Source organism: Pseudomonas brassicacearum subsp. neoaurantiaca, from assembly GCF_013608025.1.
Lineage (GTDB): Bacteria > Pseudomonadota > Gammaproteobacteria > Pseudomonadales > Pseudomonadaceae > Aquipseudomonas.
Genome location: NZ_VDLV01000011.1, coordinates 107,889 through 124,373, shown reverse-complemented (window position 1 = coordinate 124,373; position 16,485 = coordinate 107,889). Strand labels below are relative to the sequence as shown.

Here is a 16,485-nt window from a genome sequence, read left to right as displayed (position 1 = left end):
GGTGTACATTTAGCGGGCATCCGAGTACATTCGCGTCACGTATGTTCAACAAGGTGGATGCGAGATGCCCCAGGTAGGGAAGGCACGTGGCAAGGCCCAGGATGCGGGTTGGCGGGGGTCGCCCGAAGGGTGGCTGGAGGCGGCCTACGAGGCCTTGAAGGAGTCCGGCATCGATGCGGTCCGGGTCATGCCGTTGGCCAAGCGCCTGGGGCTGTCACGCACCAGCTTCTATTGGTTCTTCGAGGATCGCGAACAGTTGCTGGCGGCCTTGCTGTCGCGTTGGCGCGAGACCAACACCGGGGGCTTGATCCGGCAAAGCGAAAGCTACGCCGAGAGCATCTCCGAGGCGATCCTGAACGTCTTCGAATGCTGGCTCAACCCACAACTGTTCGACTCGCAATTTGAATTCGCGGTGCGCAGTTGGGCGCTCCAGTCCGCAGAGGTCGCGCAAGAAGTTGCCGTTGTCGACGAGCAGCGAATGGGCGCACTGGCGAGCATGTTCAAGCGCTTCGGCTACGACAGCCAGGGGGCAGACGCACGGGCCCGGACGATCTACCTGACGCAGATCGGCTACATCACCATGAACACCAGCGAGCTGATCACCGTGCGTTTCCAGCGCATCCCACATTACGTGAGCATTTTCACCGGCAAGGTGCCCAAGCAGCGTGAGCTGGACCGTTTCTATGGCAAATTCGGCTATGCCGAAAAAGAGCCCGGGGTCTTCGTGCCGCTGGTGGAAACCTTCGAAGAGACGGCTGAAAAATGAATGAGCCGACGCTGGGCATCATTGGTGGTACGGGTTGGCTGGGCGGGGCGATTGCCAATGCCGTGCTGGCGAAGAACTTGCTGCCGGCGAGTAGCCTGGTCGTTTCCAATCGCTCAGGGACTCATCCACTGGCGCAGCAAGGCGTTTGCCTGGTCACCGATAACCAGGCACTGGTGGACCGCAGCGACGTCGTCATCATCGCGGTACGCCCCGAGCAATTCGCCAGCCTGACCCTCGACGCGAAGGGTAAGACGGTCATTTCACTGATGGCCGGGATCACGGCGCAGGCGATCGCCGCGCAGACCTCGGCTGCAATGGTCGTGCGGGCGATGCCCAACGCGGCGGTGGAGATTGGGCAGTCTTTTACACCGTGGTATTGCGCTGGCGTGGTAGAACCGACGACGAAAAGCCTGGTTCAGCGCTTGTTCGAATGCGTGGGCACGGCTGCCGAGGTCCAGCAGGAAGATTTCATTGATTACCTGTCGGCGCTGTCGGGCACCGGCCCGGCTTTTCCTGCCTTGTTGATGACGGCGTTGGCGAATCAGGCGATGGCGGCCGGCATTCCAGCCGAGATTGCCCAGCTTGCCGCGAAGAATGTCGTGGTCGACAGCAGCCAGTTGCTGGCCAATCATGACGCGCAACACATGATCGATGCCCTGGTCGCCTATCGCGGCGTGACGGCCGCCGCGTTGCAGTCAATGACTCAGGGGCATTTCGAGGCGCAGGTGGGAAGGGCGTTGCAAGCCGGCGCCGCAGTGGCGCGTAAAGGGCTCCAAGCCTGATGGTTGTTGATGCATGTGCATTACTTGTGGGAGCGAGCCTGCTCGCGAAGGCGCCAGCCAATCCAATATCCCCGTCACTGACCCACCGCTTTCGCGAGTAAGCTCGCTCCCACATTTGGGCTCTTTATCCATACCCAAATGATGGGCAACCCAATCCCCTTGTGGGAGCGAGCTTGCTCGCGAAGGCGTCAGCCAATCCAACATCGCTGTGACTGAACCACCGCATTCGCGAGCAAGCTCGCTCCCACATTTGGTTCTTTATCCATACCCAAATGATGGGCAACCCAATCCCCTTGTGGGAGCGAGCTTGCTCGCGATGACGTCGGCCGATCCAACATTCCTGTCACTGACCCACCACGTTTGCGAGCAAGCCCATTTCATTACTCAGCCTTGAAGCAATACACCGCCAGTTTGTTCCCATCCAGGTCCCGGGCATAAGCCGCATAGGCGTTTTCCGCCCAGCCGCGTGAGCCCGGCAGCCCCTCGCAAACGCCGCCGTTTGCCAGCGCGGCGCTATGGAAGGCATGGACCGCCGCCCGGTCCGGCGCTTCGAAACTCACGGTGACACCGTTGCCGATGGACGCCGGGTTGCCGTTGGCCGGGTTCAGTACGAAGAATGAAGGCTTGTCGACGCCCCAGATGGAACCGGCATCATCGAGGTCGGCAACGCGCTTCAGGCCGATCTCTTTCAAGGTGGCGTCATAAAACGCACGGGCCTTTGCCAGGTTGTTGGTGCCGACGGTGACATGGGTAAAAACGGACATTTCATTTCCTTTCTGTTGGTTGTAGAGGTTTACGGACGGGATAACCCGTGGCGAGGGAGCTTGCTCCCGCTTGAGTGCGAAGCGCTCATAACAGGTCTGCTGCGCAGCCCCGCGGGAGCAAGCTCCCTCGCCACGGATTGAGCGCATTTCTTATTCAGGGCGAACGTTGCCCGATCCTTATCGGGCTGCGTCTTCAGATGTCCTTGACCAGCCGCAGCGCATCGTAGATCGCGGCATGGGTATTACGCGCCGACACCGCGTCACCGATGCGGAACAGTTGGAAGCGGCCCTCGGGGTTGGTCACGATGTTCTGGGTTTTCCCGGCGATCAGATCGTGCTGTTCGACCGCGCCGTTGTTGCTCGAATGCGGGCGCAGCTCGAAATACAAATCATCCAGGGGCAGGGTGCCGTGGTTGACCACCACCTGATCGACCACGCGCTGCTTGTGCACCTGGCCGTAATCGCTGCCGAAGCTGGCGACCAACTGGCCGTCGCGCTTCTCCACGGAATCGACCCGATAGGTGACGGTGAAGGTGACGTTCAGGTCCTGCAGGCTGCGCATGTATGGCACGAGGTTCATGGCCATCACCTCCGGCGCGAACGATCGGTCGGGCGTGACGATCTCCAGTTTCGCACCGCTGTTGGCGATGACCTCGGCCGCCTGTAGCGCCGCATGGTCGCCGGCGTCGTCGAAGATCAGCACGTTCTGGCCGGGTTTGACGTCGCCGGAAATGATGTCCCAGGTCGAAACCACCAGTTCGTTGCCTTGCTTGAGCACCTCGGTGTGGGGCAGGCCGCCCGTGGCGACGATCACCACGTCCGGTTCCTGGGCCAGGACAGTCTCGGCTTCGGCCCAGGTGTTGAATTGGAACTTCACGCCCAGTCGTTCGCACTGCGCCATGCGCCAATCGATGATGCTGATCATCTCGCGGCGACGCTCGCTCTGCGCGGTCAAGCGGATCTGCCCGCCTGGCTGGTCGGCCACTTCGAACACCGTAACCTCATGGCCGCGTTCCCCGGCTACCCGTGCCGCTTCCAGCCCTGCGGGGCCGGTGCCGATCACCACGACCTTGCGCTTGACCGGCGCCTTCGCAATCTCGTGGGGCATGGTGGTTTCGCGCCCGGTGGCGGCGTTGTGAATGCAGTACGCGGCGCCGCCCTGATAGATGCGGTCCAGGCAATAGTTGGCGCCAACGCAGGGGCGGATCTCTTCTTCGCGCTTTTCGATGATCTTGCGCACGATATGCGGGTCGGTCATGTGGGCGCGGGTCATGCCGATCATGTCCACCTTGCCCGAGGCAATGGCGTGCCGCGCGGTGGCGACGTCCGGGATCTTCGCCGCATGGAACGTCGGGAAACCGGTGGCCGAGCGGATCTCGCCGGCAAAATCCAGGTGTGGCGAGTTGCGCATGCCCTGGATCGGGATCACGTCGGTGAGGCCGGCGTCGGTGTCGATATGGCCGCGCACAACGTTGAGGAAATCCACCAGGCCGCTGTCCTTGAGCAGGTGGGAAATCTGCAGGCCGTCGCTGGCACCGAAACCACCGGGCAGGTCTTCATCACCGGTGTAGCGCACCCCGAGCAGGAAGTCCTCGCCGCAACGCTGGCGGATGCCACGCAACACATCGAAGGTGAAGCGCATGCGGTTTTCCAGCGAGCCACCGTAGGGCCCGTCGAGATCGTTGGTCAGTGGCGACCAGAATTGATCCATGAGATGCCCATAGGCCTGCAATTCCAGGCCATCAAGGCCGGCGGCCTTCATGCGTTCGGCGGCGTCCACGTAGTCCTTGACGATGCGGTCGATGTCCCAGTCTTCCATCTTTTTCGGGAAGGCCCGGTGGGATGCTTCGCGGCGATGGGACGGCGAGACGACCGGCAGCCAGTCAGCCTTGTCCCAGCGCGTGCGCCGGCCCAGGTGGGTCAGTTGGATCATCACCGCCGCGCCGTGCTCGTGGCACTCGTCGGTCAGGTCCTTCATCCATTTGACCACTTCGTCCTTGTACGCCAGCACGTTGTTGAACACCGGCGGGCTGTCCCGGGAAACAGCGGCGGAGCCGGCGGTCATGGTCAGCGCCACGCCGGCCTTGGCCCGCTCGACGTGATAGGCACGGTACAAGTCCTTCGGCATGCCATCGACGGGATACGCCGGTTCATGAGAGGTGGTCATGATCCGATTCTTGAGCGTCAGATGCTTGATTTTGTAGGGCTGCAGCAGAGGATCACTGGACATGGTGTTGCTCCGGGAACAGGACATCAGGCTTGGTTTTGACATAACGGTATGTTCAATGTTCACGTGTGTCAACGATTGAGACACAGGTGTACATTTTTCTTGCGTCGTGGAAAAACCAGGATTACCATCCAGTCGAAACAGGGGTGATCCGGCACGTGTAGCCGGTCGCCCGCGTCGATCCAGAGTGCGAGGGGGATGCGAGGAATCATGAAAGTGCTCGTTGCGGTAAAGCGCGCCATCGACCCGAATGTGAAGGTCCGGGTAAAGGCTGACGGTTCGGACGTCGAGCTTAACGGCGTGAAAATGGCCTTGAACCCGTTCTGCGAGATCGCGGTGGAGGAGGCAATCCGCCTCAAGGAGAAGGGGCTGGCGTCCGAGGTCGTGGTGGTCTCGGTGGGCACTCCTGCGGCGCAGGAACAATTGCGCACCGCATTGGCGCTGGGCGCGGATCGAGCACTTCTGGTGGAGACGAGCGCGGTCCTTGAGCCGCTCAACGTCGCCAAGTACTTGAGCAAGGTGATCGATCAGGAAAAGCCGCAACTGATCCTGTTCGGCAAGCAGGCGATTGACCAGGAGAACAATCAGGTCGGGCAAATGGTGGCGCAGTTGATCGGCTGCGGTCAGGCCACTTACGCCTCGGCGGTCAATCATGTCGACGGGCAATGGGTCGTCGAGCGTGAAGTCGACGGCGGCAGCCAGGTCGTCGCCCTCACGGTGCCCGCCGTGGTGACCTGTGATTTGCGCCTGAACCAACCGCGCTACGCCTCGTTGCCGAACATCATGAAAGCCAAGAAAAAACCGTTGGAAATCATTGCCGCCGACACCTTGGGCGCGAGCGTGAAGGAACACGCTCGATTGTTGAGCGTGGTCCCACCGCCGGTGCGCAAGGCAGGCATCACGGTCGCTTCGGTGACTGAGCTGGTGGATAAACTGAAAAACGTGGCGGGGGTGATTTGATGCGCAGTTTAGTGATCGCCGAGCACAGTGCCGGTCAACTGACGGCAGGTACACGCAGCGCCGTGACCGCCGCTCTGGCGCTGGGGGGCGAGACGGATTTGCTGGTCTTGGGTGGAGCGGATGCGCCGGAAGTGGCGCGTCAAGCTGCGCTCGTCCAAGGCCTGGACCGAGTTCTGCTCGCACAGGATGCGCGGTTCGAAAAAACACTGGCCGAAAATACCCAGCCGCTGATCACGTCGTTGGTCTGCGAGGGTTATACGCACGTTTTCGCCGACGCCAGCAGCATGGGCCGCAACCTGTTGCCACGGGTCGCGGCCAGCCTGGATGTCGGCATGCTTTCAGACGTTACCGCTATCGTTTCGGCGGACACTTTCCAGCGTCCCATCTATGCCGGCAACGCGATCGCCACGGTTCAGTCTCTCGATCCAATCAAGTTGCTCACGGTCCGCGCCTCGGCGTTTGCCCAGGCGTCATCCCATGACAAACCCTGCGAAGTCATGGAAGTGGAGGGCGGCCAAAGCTCAACCTATGCCCGCTTCGTCAGTGAACAACTTACAGCCAGCGCAAGGCCCGATCTGTCGAGCGCCCGCGTCGTGGTGTCCGGCGGCCGGGGAATGCAGGCCAAAGATAATTTTGCCTTGGTCGAACGCGTGGCGGACAAGCTCGGTGGCGCGGTGGGTGCCTCCCGCGCAGCGGTGGATTCAGGGTTTGCCCCCAACGATTTGCAGGTTGGGCAAACAGGAAAAATCGTCGCGCCAGAGCTTTATATCGCCGCCGGCATCAGCGGGGCCATCCAGCACCTGGCGGGCATGAGCGGCTCCAAAGTCATCGTCGCGATCAACCAGGACGCCGACGCACCGATCGCCCAGGTGGCGGATTATCTGTTGGTGGCGGATCTGTTCGAGGCTTTGCCGGCACTCGAGAAGGCGTTGTGAATGAGCCGGTCATTGCGGTTGGAAACGCCAGAGGGCGGAGGAGGGCCGAAAAAACTTTAGTCCCCGTGATTTTCATAACTAGAACCCACCGGATGGCCGCGTGCGGTCGTGATGGAAAATGAATGCTTCTGCTGCCCTGCCAATAACTATTAATACAGTCTGCGGAGATGCACATGATGACGTTACCCAGTAAAACTTTAATCGGCTGGTTTGCAGGCCTTGCATTGGCCTGCAGCAGTCTGATCGTCCAAGCCGAGGAACCCGCGCCCATCCGTATCGGCTGGGTGAACTGGTCGGACACGGAAATCGCGGTGAAACTGGCAAATACCGCGTTGCAGGATCACCTCAAGCAGCCGGTCAAGTTGGTGCTGGCCGATATCGGCATCCAGTTCCAGGCGCTGGCTAACGGCAATATCGACTTGATCCCGATGGTCTGGCTGCCCAGCACCCACAAGTCCTTCTATGACAAGTACAAGGACAGGCTTGAAGACCTCGGCGTGCTGTACGAAGGCCGGATCGGCATGGCGGTGCCCACCTCCATTCCAACCAGCGAGATCGCCAGTGTCGAAGACCTCAACAAGCCTGAAGTGCGGGAAAAACTGGGTGGCAAGATCCTCACGTCTGAGGTGGGCAACGGTCAGTACAAGCTGACGGAAAAGGCCATCAAGGAATACAAGCTCGACGGCTACAAGATGGTGGCTTCGTCGGAGTCCGGAATGCTGAGCGAGCTGGATCGCAACATCAAGCGCGACAAATGGTCGTTGGTTAACGCCTGGAGTCCGCACTGGATGTTCGCCAAATGGCCGCTGCGCTACCTCGATGATCCGAAGCAGATCTTCGGTGGTGCCGAGCAGATCCACGCCGTCGCGCGCAAGGGATTCAGCGCGGAGCACCCTGACGTGGCGCGCTTCTTCGCCAACTTCAAGATCCCCAAGGCTGACCTCGAGAAGCTGATGGCGGACGCCCGTGACAGCTCGGCGGACAAGGTGGTCGCAGAATATTACGCAACCAATAAGCCGCGTTTCGAAGCGATGTTTGGCAGCCAGACGGCTTCTGCGACGCCAGCCCAATAATGGTCGTTGCTATCCGATAGTTGTTGCAGTCCGGTGCCTTGGGTCGAGAGCCGAGGGCACCGTCTGCTGTGTCCTGTCGCAGGTGTAACAGGGCAGGGTTGTTCCATTCAGAGGCTGAGCGATGACCGTGACAACCCTGGGTATCAAGTTGGATGAGGAGACACGCGCCAGATTGAAGTCGGCATCGGCCAGGTTGGACCGGACCTCGCACTGGTTCATGAAAAAAGCGATTTTGAATTTTATTGAACAAGTCGAAGCCGGGGCCGGCGTTGAAGCACTCGTAGCCGCTGAAGCGCTGGAGCGGGATCGGTTGCGCCATAGCATTGCGAGGCGCCGGACAGAGAACAGCCTGCTTGAAGATACCGTCCTCGGTGCGCGCGGTGCATGATCATGACACCACCCGCCCTCGGTTAGGGATCGCCCTGTGCCTTCTGTCCATGCTGATTTTCGCAGCCCAGGATGGAGTCACCAAAGTACTGGTCAAGGACCTCCCGATCGCACAACTGGTCATGGTGCGCTATTGGGTATTCCTGGCTTTTGCTGTCGGCTACAGCGTTCATCAGGGCAGCCTGCGGATCGCGTGTCGAAGCCACCATCCTTACCAACAGATCATTCGTGCGCTTATCGGGGTCGGTGAAAGCGCACTGTTTGGACTGGGGCTGCGCTATCTGGGGCTGGCTGAAATGCATGCCCTGTATGCGGTATTCCCCTTGATGACATTGGCGCTGGCGGGGGCGTTTCTAGGGGAGTTCATTGGCGTGCGTCGATGGGTTGCCGCCGCCATTGGCTTCACGGGAACGCTGGTTATCCTTCGCCCCGGTTCCAATATCTTCGAACTGGCCGCGCTGATTCCGCTGTTGTCGGCCCTGGGTTTTGCGATTTTCAGTGTGCTGACCCGTCGAATCAGCCGGCAGGACTCGTTCGCCACGAACATGCTTTACATGGGTTTCTTCGGCGCGATCACCATTACGTTGTTGGGCCTTCCCGGATGGGTGGCGCCGAGCCTGATGCAATGGGGACTGATTGCGGTGCTGTCCACGACAGGCGTGGTGGCCCAGCTGTTATTTCTCCAGGCCCTGAAGTATGCAACGGCGGCCACACTTCAGCCGTTCAACTACACGCTGCTGGTGTTCGCCTCGCTGATTGGCCTGTTGGTCTTCGGCGAGCTACCCGATACCTGGACGGTCGTTGGAGCCTGTCTGGTGATTGCCGGTGGGATGTACGCGATCAAGGCAAAAGGGTAGCGACCGGGCAAATACCCGGCGGCTGTGACACCGCCTTCGCGAGCAGGCTCGCTCCCACATTTTTAATCTTCAGCGGACACAAAACCCAGGTAACCGCAGACCCTTTGTGGGAGCGAGCCTGCTCGCGAAGAGGCCGGCAAAGTCAGCATCTTATTCGGCTGTGACACCGCCTTCGCGAGCAAGCTCGCTCCCACATTTTTAATCTTCAGCGGACACAAAACTCAGGTAACCGCAGAGCCTTTGTAGGAGCGAGCCTGCTCGCGAAGAGGCCGGCACAATCAACATGCTTCGTCGACTGTGACACCTTCTTCGCGAGCAGGCTCGCTCCCACATTGGATCTTCAGCGGGACATAAACCCAGTTAGAACTTGAAGCGCCCCACCAAGCCCTTGAGCTGTCCGGAAATATCTGTCAAACGCCCCGAACCGGTTTGCGCCGTGTGGGCAAACTCTTCAACCAGCTGCGCATCGGAGTGAATCTGCGCGATGTGCCGGTTGATGTCTTCGGCCACTTGGTGCTGTTGCTCTGCGGCGGTGGCGATCTGCGTGTTCTGGTCGCGGATCGAGTCCACCGAGGTGCGGATCTTGTCGAAGCTGTCGCGGGCCTGCTGGATGCGCTCGACGCTGGTGTGCGACACCTGCAGGCTGTTCTGCATCTGGTGCGTCACTTCCTGGGTGCGCCGCGCGAGGTTGCCGAGCAGGCTGTCGATCTCGCCGGTGGAGTCGGCGGTACGCCGCGCCAAGGCGCGTACCTCATCGGCCACCACGGCGAAGCCGCGGCCCTGGTCACCGGCACGGGCGGCTTCGATGGCCGCGTTGAGGGCGAGCAGGTTGGTCTGTTCGGCAATCGAGCGAATGGTGTCCAGGATCGTGTTGATGTTCTTGCTGTCCTGCTCCAGCGCCTGCATGGTCTGGGTCGATTGCTGCAATTCTTCACTCAACTTCAGCACGCTGCCGGTGGCTTCGCCGATGTGGTGCTGGCCGTCGTGAACATCGCGGTACCCGGTGTCCGCACTGACGGCGGCCTGGCTGCAGGAGCGGGCGACTTCGTTGGCGGTGGCAACCATTTCGTTGAACGCGGTGCTTACCAGTTCCACGGCTTGGCGCTGGCGCCCGGCGGCGTCGTTCATGTTCTGCGCGACTTCGCTGGTATCCGCCGCGGCGCTTTGCAGGTCGGAAGAGGCGCTGCCGATGCGTTGCACCAACTGCGCAATCATGCCCAGAAACTGGTTGAACCAGCTCGCCAGGGTGGCGGTTTCGTCCTTGCCTTGCACGGCGAGCTGGCGAGTAAGGTCGCCTTCACCTTCGGCGATCTCCTGCAAGCCGTTGGCAACACCGCGAATCGGCCGGACGATGACGCTGGCGAAGCTGGCGCCGACAATGGCGAAGACCACGGCCAGGACGGCGGCGATGATGGCGATCAGCCAAGTCAGGCTTGAGGCTTCTGCCATCACTTCGTCGCGCTTGATCAGGCCGATGAAGCGCCAGCCCAGGCCTTTCGACGTGACGATGTTGGCCATGTAAGGCACGCCATCGATCTCGATCTGGGTGGCGCCATCGCTGCTCTTGGCCAGCGCGGCGTAGTTCGGGCCGAGGTCGGCCAGTGGTTTGAAGTTGTGCTTGGCATCGGCCGGGTCCACCAGCACGTTGCCGCTGCCTTCCACCAGCATCAGGTAGCCGCTGTCACCGAGCTTGATGTTCTTGACCAGCTCAGTCAGTTGCTTGAGCGACACGTCCAGCCCGACCACGCCTACCTGCTTGCCGGCGGCATCGGTGACGGTGTGCACGATGCCGATCAACGACACGTCGTCCGGCGCCCAGTAGTAGGCATCGGTCTTCACGGTGGTGCCTGGCGCGGCGATGGCGGCCTTGTACCAAGGGCGCACACGTGGATCGTAATTGGAAATCTTCGGATCATCCGGCCAACTGGCGTAGCCGCCGTCCGCCAGGCCCAGGGAAAGATAAGCGGTGGTCGGGTGGCTCTTGGCGAACTGATCGAAAATCGCCAGGAGTTGTTTGTTGTTCTCGGTAAGCGGGATTTGCGCAGCGTCAGCGCTAGAGTAGTTCTTGAGGTCCTTGGCCGCGACGATCCGCGGGTCCTTGGCGAAGAACTCGACGTTTTGCATGATTCCGTCGAAGAACTGCTTCATGCCGTTGTCGATCTGGCGAATCTCGCGACCGCTGCTGTCCAGGAAGTTGGCTTGTGCCGCATCGCGCAGGTTCAATACTACGAGCACCGCCACCAGGATCACCGGCACGCAGGCAATGGCCGCGAACGCCCATGTCAGCTTCTGTTTGATATTCATGACTTCTCCCGCAGGTATTTATCGGTGTTGGAACGGCGGAAACATTAGCGGTGAGCGTTGCAAACTCTGGAAGGGAAGCGCCCATGCCTACTCACAGGCTATCGACCAAGGTCGTATTCCCTTGAGAGTGCCATTTGTCGGAGGTCGTTATCGCTGACAGTGATGTCGCGCAGACGATGGTCGCTTGGGTGGTTAATCGGGAAGATGGCATGGTTCGGGCCGTGTGCCCGGCTCCGGTCCAGATCGCCTTCCTGTCCCACGAGGCCCCATGCCAAGCGCATTCGAAAGCGTACTCAAGAATAAGAACATGGCCTATCGGCCCCAGGGCTCTGCGTCGCCCGGCCAGGCGCCGGTCCGTGTCGCGTTTGTATTGATGGACAATTTCTCGATGATGTCCTTCACCGGCGCGGTGGATGCGCTGGTCACCGCGAACCTGATGAGCGACAAGCCGCTTTATGAAGTGCTGACCGTCGGTGCGTCGGGCGGGCAGGTGACAAGTGACTTGGGCATCGTCATTTCGGCCGACGTCGAACTGGCGCAACTGCCGGACAACCTGGACGTGCTGATTGTCGCCGGCGGCTTTCGCGTCAAGTTGCAAGGCACGCCGTTGCTACGACGCAAGCTGCGCGCCAACGCATCCGCTGGTGCTTTGTTGGGTGGGCTGTGGAACGGCGTGTTTTTTGTCGCTGATGCGAACCTGCTGGACGGCTTCGAGTGCGCGGTCCATCCGGAAAGTCGCGCGACCATGGCCGAGATGTTCCCCCTCGTGAAGGTCTCCAGCCGCGCCTATGTCGTTGACCGCGAACGCGTCAGTTGCGCGGGGGCCAACAGTTCGTTGCGCATGATGCTGCAGTTGATTCGCCGCACGGGTGGGGAAACACTGGTGGGGGCAATCGAGGAGATCCTGCGCTGCGACGAGTCGGGCGACGACGCCAGCGACCTGCCGCCGATCTTCGTCGAGACCGATCCGACGCTGCCGCAAAGCCTCAAGCTGGCGCTGGAACTGATGTGGCAGAACGTCGAGGAGCCATTGACGATCGATGAGCTGGCGGCATGCGTCAAGGTCTCCAAACGTCAACTGGAGCGGCGGTTCTGTCGATTTCTCGGCGCGACCCCGACGCGGTATTACCTGGAGCTGCGCCTGACCCGTGCACGCCAGCTCATCCAGCAGACCAACCGGTCGGTCACCGAAATCGCCGTTGCCACGGGCTTTGTCAGCTCACCGCATTTCCAGCGGCGGTTCCGGGATTTTTTCGGTGTTCCGCCCGGTAGCTATCGCTCGGCGTTCGGGCGAAAACAAGTATCGCAATGAGTCGTTTCAGGCCGTGCGCATCTTCTGGACGACGTACAAGACGATACAGCCCGTGGCACACAGCCAGATGACTGAGCCAAAAGCGGCGGCTATGAGGGAAAAATCGGAATCCAGTTCGATCATCGCCGGGACGGCGTAGACGAACCAAAGCAGTGAGATCAAAACGTAGCCGAGCGATGACATCAGCAGTTCGAATATCTTTCTAGCGTGCATCAAGATTCCCCGCCCGCCGATCAAGGCGGGTGTTCAAGCGATTGGTCAGGTTGGCTTTTTTTCTGTCTGGGCAGAAATAAAAGAAGTCGTCAAACAGTGAGTGGCGAGCCGCAAGGCCTTGCCAATCACTGCGGGACATCCAATGTCCAAGAGCTTCAGGAAATCGTTCTGCAATCACCTTTGCGTCTACGAATGTAGCGCTGAGGCTTGCGAGGTGAGATTTAGCTCTGGTCGTCCAACAAATCTTCGGTCGGCAATTCTTCTGTCTGCGAAGCGGTCAGGGTCGTGCCCTTGCACAGTACCTTTCCCACTTCGTCGGCGATCGAACCGTCTATGATCCGGCCTTGCATCTGGTCGAACTCGGCTTTTTCAACACCTTCGACGCTGTTGTACATGCCCATGTGACGGACATTGCGGTTGGCGCAATCCAGTTCAAGCTTGGTGTAATTCGTGAAATAGGCACCGGTTCTTCTTACCGTTGCCTGGACAGCCGAACCCGCTTCGACGAATGAGACGATGGCGTATTCGGCCTTCGAATCATCGTAGCTGTACTGGATTTGCTGTACGTCTGCTGTCGCTGGGCAAGCCGCGAGGACAGCGACCAGAGGAATAACCCTTTTCATTCTTTTCTTCCGTGAGATGATCTGCGACAGAGGATAATGGCCAAGTGAAATCATTTTGCTTGGCTTGTCCGAGCGAGTCAACATTGCAATATGATGGCAATGTTGACCGCTGGTCGGACACCGACGAATTTGCGGAACTTTAAGCTTTTGCGTGAGACGACGCAACGCGAGGAATGTAGTCGAACAAAAGGGCAATGACAATCGCGCCAGTGGAAATCAGGAAAAGCAACGCATGGTGCCCTCCACTGGCGTTGAACAGCGCGGAATAGGCGAAACCGGCCGCCGCTTGAAACGTGGCGAATGACACCGTTGCACGGCTCCAGGCCACCTGCTGGCGGTGATGGTTTGGCACCAGTTCATGTACCCGCGCCAGGGCCAGCGGCACGATACCCGGCGGAAACGAACCGATCAGGACCGCGAGCACCGCCAGCGCCAGGAACGTTTGCGAGATTGCCAGCAAACCCAAGGCAACGGCCTGCACGGCGAGCACCAGTCGAATGCTTCGGCGCGCGCCCAGGTGATCCGCGAGAAAGCCATAGCTCATGGGCCCGATAATCGCGCCGACGCCGTACATCACCCATACCAGCGCACCGACATGAGCTCCGGCCTTGAGTCCACGGGTCACGTAGTCCACCAGGAATACCATCGCCGGCACCAACCCGGCCGCCATGAAAGCGTATTGGGCGAATAACAAATAGACGGCTCGGGGCGTGGCGTCTTCCGGGGGACTGTGTTTCGCCACGGCCACGTGTGGCAATTCCTGCGGCCAACCGAACCAGCTCAGCCCGGTCAGCACCAGCGACAGCACGCCGAGCCCCAGCCAAGTGGCCTCAAGACCCAGGCTCAACAAGGGCGGCACGATCGTTCCGGAGCCCGCGATGCCCAATCCGATCCCAAGGAAAATCGCACCACTGGCCAGGCCTCTGCGCGCCGCGGGTACATGGGGCAGCACGGTCGCCGCCACCAGTACCATGATCGCGCCACCGGCAATTCCCGACAGCAATCGCCAAGCGAAGTACCACGTCACCGACAGCGGGAAAGCGCAGGCGAAAAACGCGGCAGTCACCGCCAGCATCATCAACCGCAGCGCATTTTTATGGGTCAGCCGCCGAGCCATGGGCCGGCCGAGCAGGGCGCCGATCAGGTATCCCACGAGGTTGGCCGCGCCGAGGTAAACCACGTCGCTTGCGCTGAACCAATGCGCCTCGATCAGCGCCGGAATCAAGGGGGTATAGGCGAATCGCGCCAAGCCGATGCTGACAAGGCTGGCGCAGAGGCCGGCGAATATCGGCAACCAGATGCCGGTCGGAGGTGAATCGAGCGCTGCGGATGATGTACGCATGATAGCGATCCTGTGAAAGGTGTATGGCGCCCAGCATATCGGCTATCGTTGAAGCGTTTATGCAGCGATTGCGCGGCACTGCGATGCAGTTATGCATCACCGGAGGACGGATGAATTGGGATGATGCACGGGTGTTCCTGGCGGTCTGTCGAGAGTCGACCTTGCGTGGCGCCGCACGGGTATTGGGGGTGGATCAGGCCACTGTCGGACGGCGTATCGTGGCGCTGGAGAAATCCCTGAGCGCGGCGTTGTTCCTGCGTACCCCCGACGGTTATGCCTTGACGGCAATGGGCGAAGCCGCGCTTAAGTCCGTGGAAAAAATGGAACAGTCGGCGCTGGAGCTGGAACGACGGATCCAGGGTTTGGATGATCGCTTGATCGGCAACGTGCGCGTGGCCACCACCGATTCGCTGGCGATCGATTTCCTGATCCCGGCCATTGCCCGCCTGCATGAACGGCACCCCGATGTGCGCGTGCAACTGGACGCCTCCACGCAGATCATCAGCCTGGTCAAGCGCGAAGCGGACATTGCCGTGCGCAACACCCGGCCAGACAATCCTGACCTGATCGCCCGGCGGATCGCCCGTTGGCCGGTGGGCTTGTTCGCGTCGCGCGAGTATGTCGACGCCCACGGGGAGCCGACGCCCGGCAGCGCATTTGAAGGTCATGATCTGGTGGTCTATCAGCCGTACTTGCAGGGCCAGAAGGAGTTCACCCTGGTCGCCGAGCCGGTCAGCCGGGGGCGGATCGTGGCCAGCCTGAGTTCAAGCCTGCTGGTGCGTCGGTCGATTGCGGCGGGTATCGGTGTCGGGGAAATCCCGGTGTACATGGGCGAGCGTGATGGCTTGGTGCGCCTGTGGCCGGAACGCACGCGACCGCTGCCGTACGAGGTCTGGTTGGTGACGCACGCGGACCTGCGCCATACGGCGCGGGTGCGGGCGGTGATCGATGAAATTGTCGGGGCGTTTGCCCAGGAAAACGAATAACGCGCCGGAGCGGCCACCCAATGCCAAAGCTCCACTATAGAAGACCTATTACGAAGGACTCATTGTGGGAGCGAGCTTGCTCGCGATGGCGTCAGGTCAGCCAATACTCATGTGGCTGACAATCCGCTATCGCGAGCAAGCTCGCTCCCACAGGGGTTACAGATTGCTTCATAGCTGGGGTTAAAGGGTGTTTCATGGCATCCGCGGCAGTTCCTGTGGCCGCAGGTCAAACACCAGCACCTCGGCATCCTGGCCATTGCCCAGCGTCAGCGCCTGTTCCTGGCGCACCCGCACGCCATCGCCTTCCTGCAACCGTACGCCATTGAGTTCGACGCTGCCCCGGGCCACGTGGACATAGGCGTAGCGATCAGCGGCCAGCGTCAGCGTGGCACTTTCCCGACCGTCGAACAGCCCGGCATAGACCCGTGCGTCCTGGCGAACGTGAAGCGATCCCTCGGCGCCGTCCGGAGAAATGATCAGTTGCAGGCGGCCGCGTTTCTGTTCTGGGCTGAAGTGCTCCTGCTGATAGCGTGGCGTGGCGCCGACCACGTTGGGCACGATCCAGATTTGCAGGAAGTGCACCGACTCGTCTGCGCTGTGGTTGAACTCACTGTGGGCCACGCCACTGCCAGCGCTCATCAATTGCACGTCGCCCGGGCGAATGACCGATCCGGTGCCCAAGGTGTCCTTGTGTTCCAGCGCGCCTTCGAGCACATAGGAAAAGATCTCCATGTCCCGGTGCGGGTGCTGGCCAAAACCCTTGGCGGCGGCGACCCGGTCATCGTTGATGACCAGCAGGTCGGAAAAACCTTGTTGGTTGAGGTCGCGGTAGCTGGCAAAGGAAAAGGTGTGGAACGAGGTCAGCCAGCCATGACGAGCGATGCCGCGATCTGACGCTTTGCGAAGAGTGAGCATGAAGATTCTCCTGGTTCTGTGGGCGTTGGCTGTGGCCGT

At 60.6% G+C, this 16,485-nt stretch carries 16 protein-coding genes and 1 pseudogene; 9 read left to right on the top strand and 8 right to left on the bottom strand.

From position 1 onward, the window contains the following. The first annotated feature begins 64 nt into the window (after window positions 1–64). Window positions 65–766: a TetR/AcrR family transcriptional regulator gene (locus FHK92_RS09370; protein ID WP_181287802.1), complete on the top strand. Its 702-nt coding sequence runs from the start codon at window positions 65–67 to the stop codon at window positions 764–766. Then, window positions 763–1,548, top strand: coding sequence for a pyrroline-5-carboxylate reductase family protein (locus tag FHK92_RS09365; RefSeq protein WP_181287801.1), 786 nt, complete (start codon window positions 763–765; stop codon window positions 1,546–1,548). Before FHK92_RS09370 ends, FHK92_RS09365 begins: the two co-directional genes overlap by 4 nt. A gap of 380 nt (window positions 1,549–1,928) precedes the next feature. On the opposite strand, the gene FHK92_RS09360 is transcribed toward FHK92_RS09365, so the two are convergent. Both FHK92_RS09360 and FHK92_RS09355 read right to left on the bottom strand, forming a co-directional pair. After that, window positions 1,929–2,312, bottom strand: coding sequence for a VOC family protein (locus FHK92_RS09360; RefSeq protein ID WP_181287800.1), 384 nt, complete (start codon window positions 2,310–2,312; stop codon window positions 1,929–1,931). Between the two features lie 193 nt (window positions 2,313–2,505). Next, window positions 2,506–4,542 carry an NADH:flavin oxidoreductase gene (locus FHK92_RS09355; protein WP_181287799.1) on the bottom strand — a complete coding sequence of 679 codons (2,037 nt, stop codon included), beginning with the start codon at window positions 4,540–4,542 and terminating at the stop codon, window positions 2,506–2,508. A 207-nt stretch (window positions 4,543–4,749) separates the two neighbouring features. Between FHK92_RS09355 and FHK92_RS09350 the strand changes: the two genes are divergently transcribed. The 5 genes from FHK92_RS09350 to FHK92_RS09330 all read left to right on the top strand — a co-directional run bounded on the left by FHK92_RS09350 (window position 4,750) and on the right by FHK92_RS09330 (window position 8,751). Next, on the top strand, window positions 4,750–5,499 hold the full coding sequence (locus FHK92_RS09350) for an electron transfer flavoprotein subunit beta/FixA family protein (RefSeq protein ID WP_181287798.1): 750 nt from the start codon (window positions 4,750–4,752) through the stop codon (window positions 5,497–5,499). After that, a complete protein-coding gene (locus FHK92_RS09345) occupies window positions 5,499–6,434 on the top strand; it encodes an electron transfer flavoprotein subunit alpha/FixB family protein (protein ID WP_181287797.1) in 936 nt (311 codons plus the stop codon). Before FHK92_RS09350 ends, FHK92_RS09345 begins: the two co-directional genes overlap by 1 nt. Window positions 6,435–6,607: 173 nt before the next feature. Then, window positions 6,608–7,507, top strand: coding sequence for a glycine betaine ABC transporter substrate-binding protein (locus FHK92_RS09340; protein WP_181287796.1), 900 nt, complete (start codon window positions 6,608–6,610; stop codon window positions 7,505–7,507). Window positions 7,508–7,628: 121 nt separating this feature from the next. Then, complete coding sequence (locus tag FHK92_RS09335; RefSeq protein ID WP_181287795.1) at window positions 7,629–7,895, top strand: ribbon-helix-helix protein, CopG family; 267 nt, start codon at window positions 7,629–7,631, stop codon at window positions 7,893–7,895. Then, window positions 7,879–8,751: a DMT family transporter gene (locus FHK92_RS09330; RefSeq protein WP_309109601.1), complete on the top strand. Its 873-nt coding sequence runs from the start codon at window positions 7,879–7,881 to the stop codon at window positions 8,749–8,751. The genes FHK92_RS09335 and FHK92_RS09330 overlap by 17 nt, the downstream gene beginning before the upstream one ends. A gap of 360 nt (window positions 8,752–9,111) precedes the next feature. On the opposite strand, the gene FHK92_RS28135 is transcribed toward FHK92_RS09330, so the two are convergent. Together FHK92_RS28135 and FHK92_RS28130 are read right to left on the bottom strand one after the other, a co-directional pair. Then, the gene (locus FHK92_RS28135; RefSeq protein ID WP_375154606.1) at window positions 9,112–9,879 is read right to left on the bottom strand and encodes a methyl-accepting chemotaxis protein; all 768 of its coding nucleotides are present in this window, start codon (window positions 9,877–9,879) and stop codon (window positions 9,112–9,114) included. 93 nt (window positions 9,880–9,972) lie between these two features. Then, window positions 9,973–11,055: pseudogene (locus FHK92_RS28130) on the bottom strand (cache domain-containing protein); the annotation flags it as partial. 268 nt (window positions 11,056–11,323) lie between these two features. On the opposite strand from FHK92_RS28130, the gene FHK92_RS09320 reads away from it, so the two are divergent. Then, entirely contained in the window at window positions 11,324–12,367 is a 1,044-nt protein-coding gene (locus FHK92_RS09320; RefSeq protein ID WP_181287793.1) for a GlxA family transcriptional regulator, read from the top strand. A 6-nt stretch (window positions 12,368–12,373) separates the two neighbouring features. Here FHK92_RS09320 and FHK92_RS09315 read toward each other — a convergent pair whose 3' ends face one another. From FHK92_RS09315 to FHK92_RS09305, 3 genes are all read right to left on the bottom strand, one after another. Beyond that, a complete protein-coding gene (locus FHK92_RS09315; RefSeq protein WP_181287792.1) occupies window positions 12,374–12,580 on the bottom strand; it encodes a hypothetical protein in 207 nt (68 codons plus the stop codon). Between the two features lie 221 nt (window positions 12,581–12,801). Then, on the bottom strand, window positions 12,802–13,203 hold the full coding sequence (locus FHK92_RS09310; protein ID WP_181287791.1) for a hypothetical protein: 402 nt from the start codon (window positions 13,201–13,203) through the stop codon (window positions 12,802–12,804). Between the two features lie 139 nt (window positions 13,204–13,342). Further along, on the bottom strand, window positions 13,343–14,545 hold the full coding sequence (locus tag FHK92_RS09305) for a YbfB/YjiJ family MFS transporter (protein ID WP_181287790.1): 1,203 nt from the start codon (window positions 14,543–14,545) through the stop codon (window positions 13,343–13,345). Window positions 14,546–14,655: 110 nt separating this feature from the next. On the opposite strand from FHK92_RS09305, the gene FHK92_RS09300 reads away from it, so the two are divergent. Then, on the top strand, window positions 14,656–15,531 hold the full coding sequence (locus FHK92_RS09300) for a LysR family transcriptional regulator (RefSeq protein ID WP_181287789.1): 876 nt from the start codon (window positions 14,656–14,658) through the stop codon (window positions 15,529–15,531). A 192-nt stretch (window positions 15,532–15,723) separates the two neighbouring features. Here the strand turns inward: FHK92_RS09300 and FHK92_RS09295 are convergent, their stop codons facing one another. Continuing rightward, window positions 15,724–16,446, bottom strand: a complete 723-nt coding sequence (locus FHK92_RS09295) for a pirin family protein (RefSeq protein ID WP_181287788.1) — start codon at window positions 16,444–16,446, stop codon at window positions 15,724–15,726. Window positions 16,447–16,485: the final 39 nt, after the last annotated feature.

What these genes read in the sequence shown, in the direction of transcription:
- FHK92_RS09315 (WP_181287792.1), bottom strand. Translation starts at nt 12,580, where the DNA reads ATGCACGCTAGAAAGATATTCGAACTGCTGATGTCATCGCTCGGCTAC.
- FHK92_RS28135 (WP_375154606.1), bottom strand. Translation starts at nt 9,879, where the DNA reads ATGAACGACGCCGCCGGGCGCCAGCGCCAAGCCGTGGAACTGGTAAGC.
- FHK92_RS09300 (WP_181287789.1), top strand. Translation starts at nt 14,656, where the DNA reads ATGAATTGGGATGATGCACGGGTGTTCCTGGCGGTCTGTCGAGAGTCG.
- FHK92_RS09360 (WP_181287800.1), bottom strand. Translation starts at nt 2,312, where the DNA reads ATGTCCGTTTTTACCCATGTCACCGTCGGCACCAACAACCTGGCAAAG.
- FHK92_RS09355 (WP_181287799.1), bottom strand. Translation starts at nt 4,542, where the DNA reads ATGTCCAGTGATCCTCTGCTGCAGCCCTACAAAATCAAGCATCTGACG.
- FHK92_RS09345 (WP_181287797.1), top strand. Translation starts at nt 5,499, where the DNA reads ATGCGCAGTTTAGTGATCGCCGAGCACAGTGCCGGTCAACTGACGGCA.
- FHK92_RS09370 (WP_181287802.1), top strand. Translation starts at nt 65, where the DNA reads ATGCCCCAGGTAGGGAAGGCACGTGGCAAGGCCCAGGATGCGGGTTGG.
- FHK92_RS09310 (WP_181287791.1), bottom strand. Translation starts at nt 13,203, where the DNA reads ATGAAAAGGGTTATTCCTCTGGTCGCTGTCCTCGCGGCTTGCCCAGCG.
- FHK92_RS09365 (WP_181287801.1), top strand. Translation starts at nt 763, where the DNA reads ATGAATGAGCCGACGCTGGGCATCATTGGTGGTACGGGTTGGCTGGGC.
- FHK92_RS09350 (WP_181287798.1), top strand. Translation starts at nt 4,750, where the DNA reads ATGAAAGTGCTCGTTGCGGTAAAGCGCGCCATCGACCCGAATGTGAAG.
- FHK92_RS09335 (WP_181287795.1), top strand. Translation starts at nt 7,629, where the DNA reads ATGACCGTGACAACCCTGGGTATCAAGTTGGATGAGGAGACACGCGCC.
- FHK92_RS09305 (WP_181287790.1), bottom strand. Translation starts at nt 14,545, where the DNA reads ATGCGTACATCATCCGCAGCGCTCGATTCACCTCCGACCGGCATCTGG.
- FHK92_RS09340 (WP_181287796.1), top strand. Translation starts at nt 6,608, where the DNA reads ATGATGACGTTACCCAGTAAAACTTTAATCGGCTGGTTTGCAGGCCTT.
- FHK92_RS09320 (WP_181287793.1), top strand. Translation starts at nt 11,324, where the DNA reads ATGCCAAGCGCATTCGAAAGCGTACTCAAGAATAAGAACATGGCCTAT.
- FHK92_RS09295 (WP_181287788.1), bottom strand. Translation starts at nt 16,446, where the DNA reads ATGCTCACTCTTCGCAAAGCGTCAGATCGCGGCATCGCTCGTCATGGC.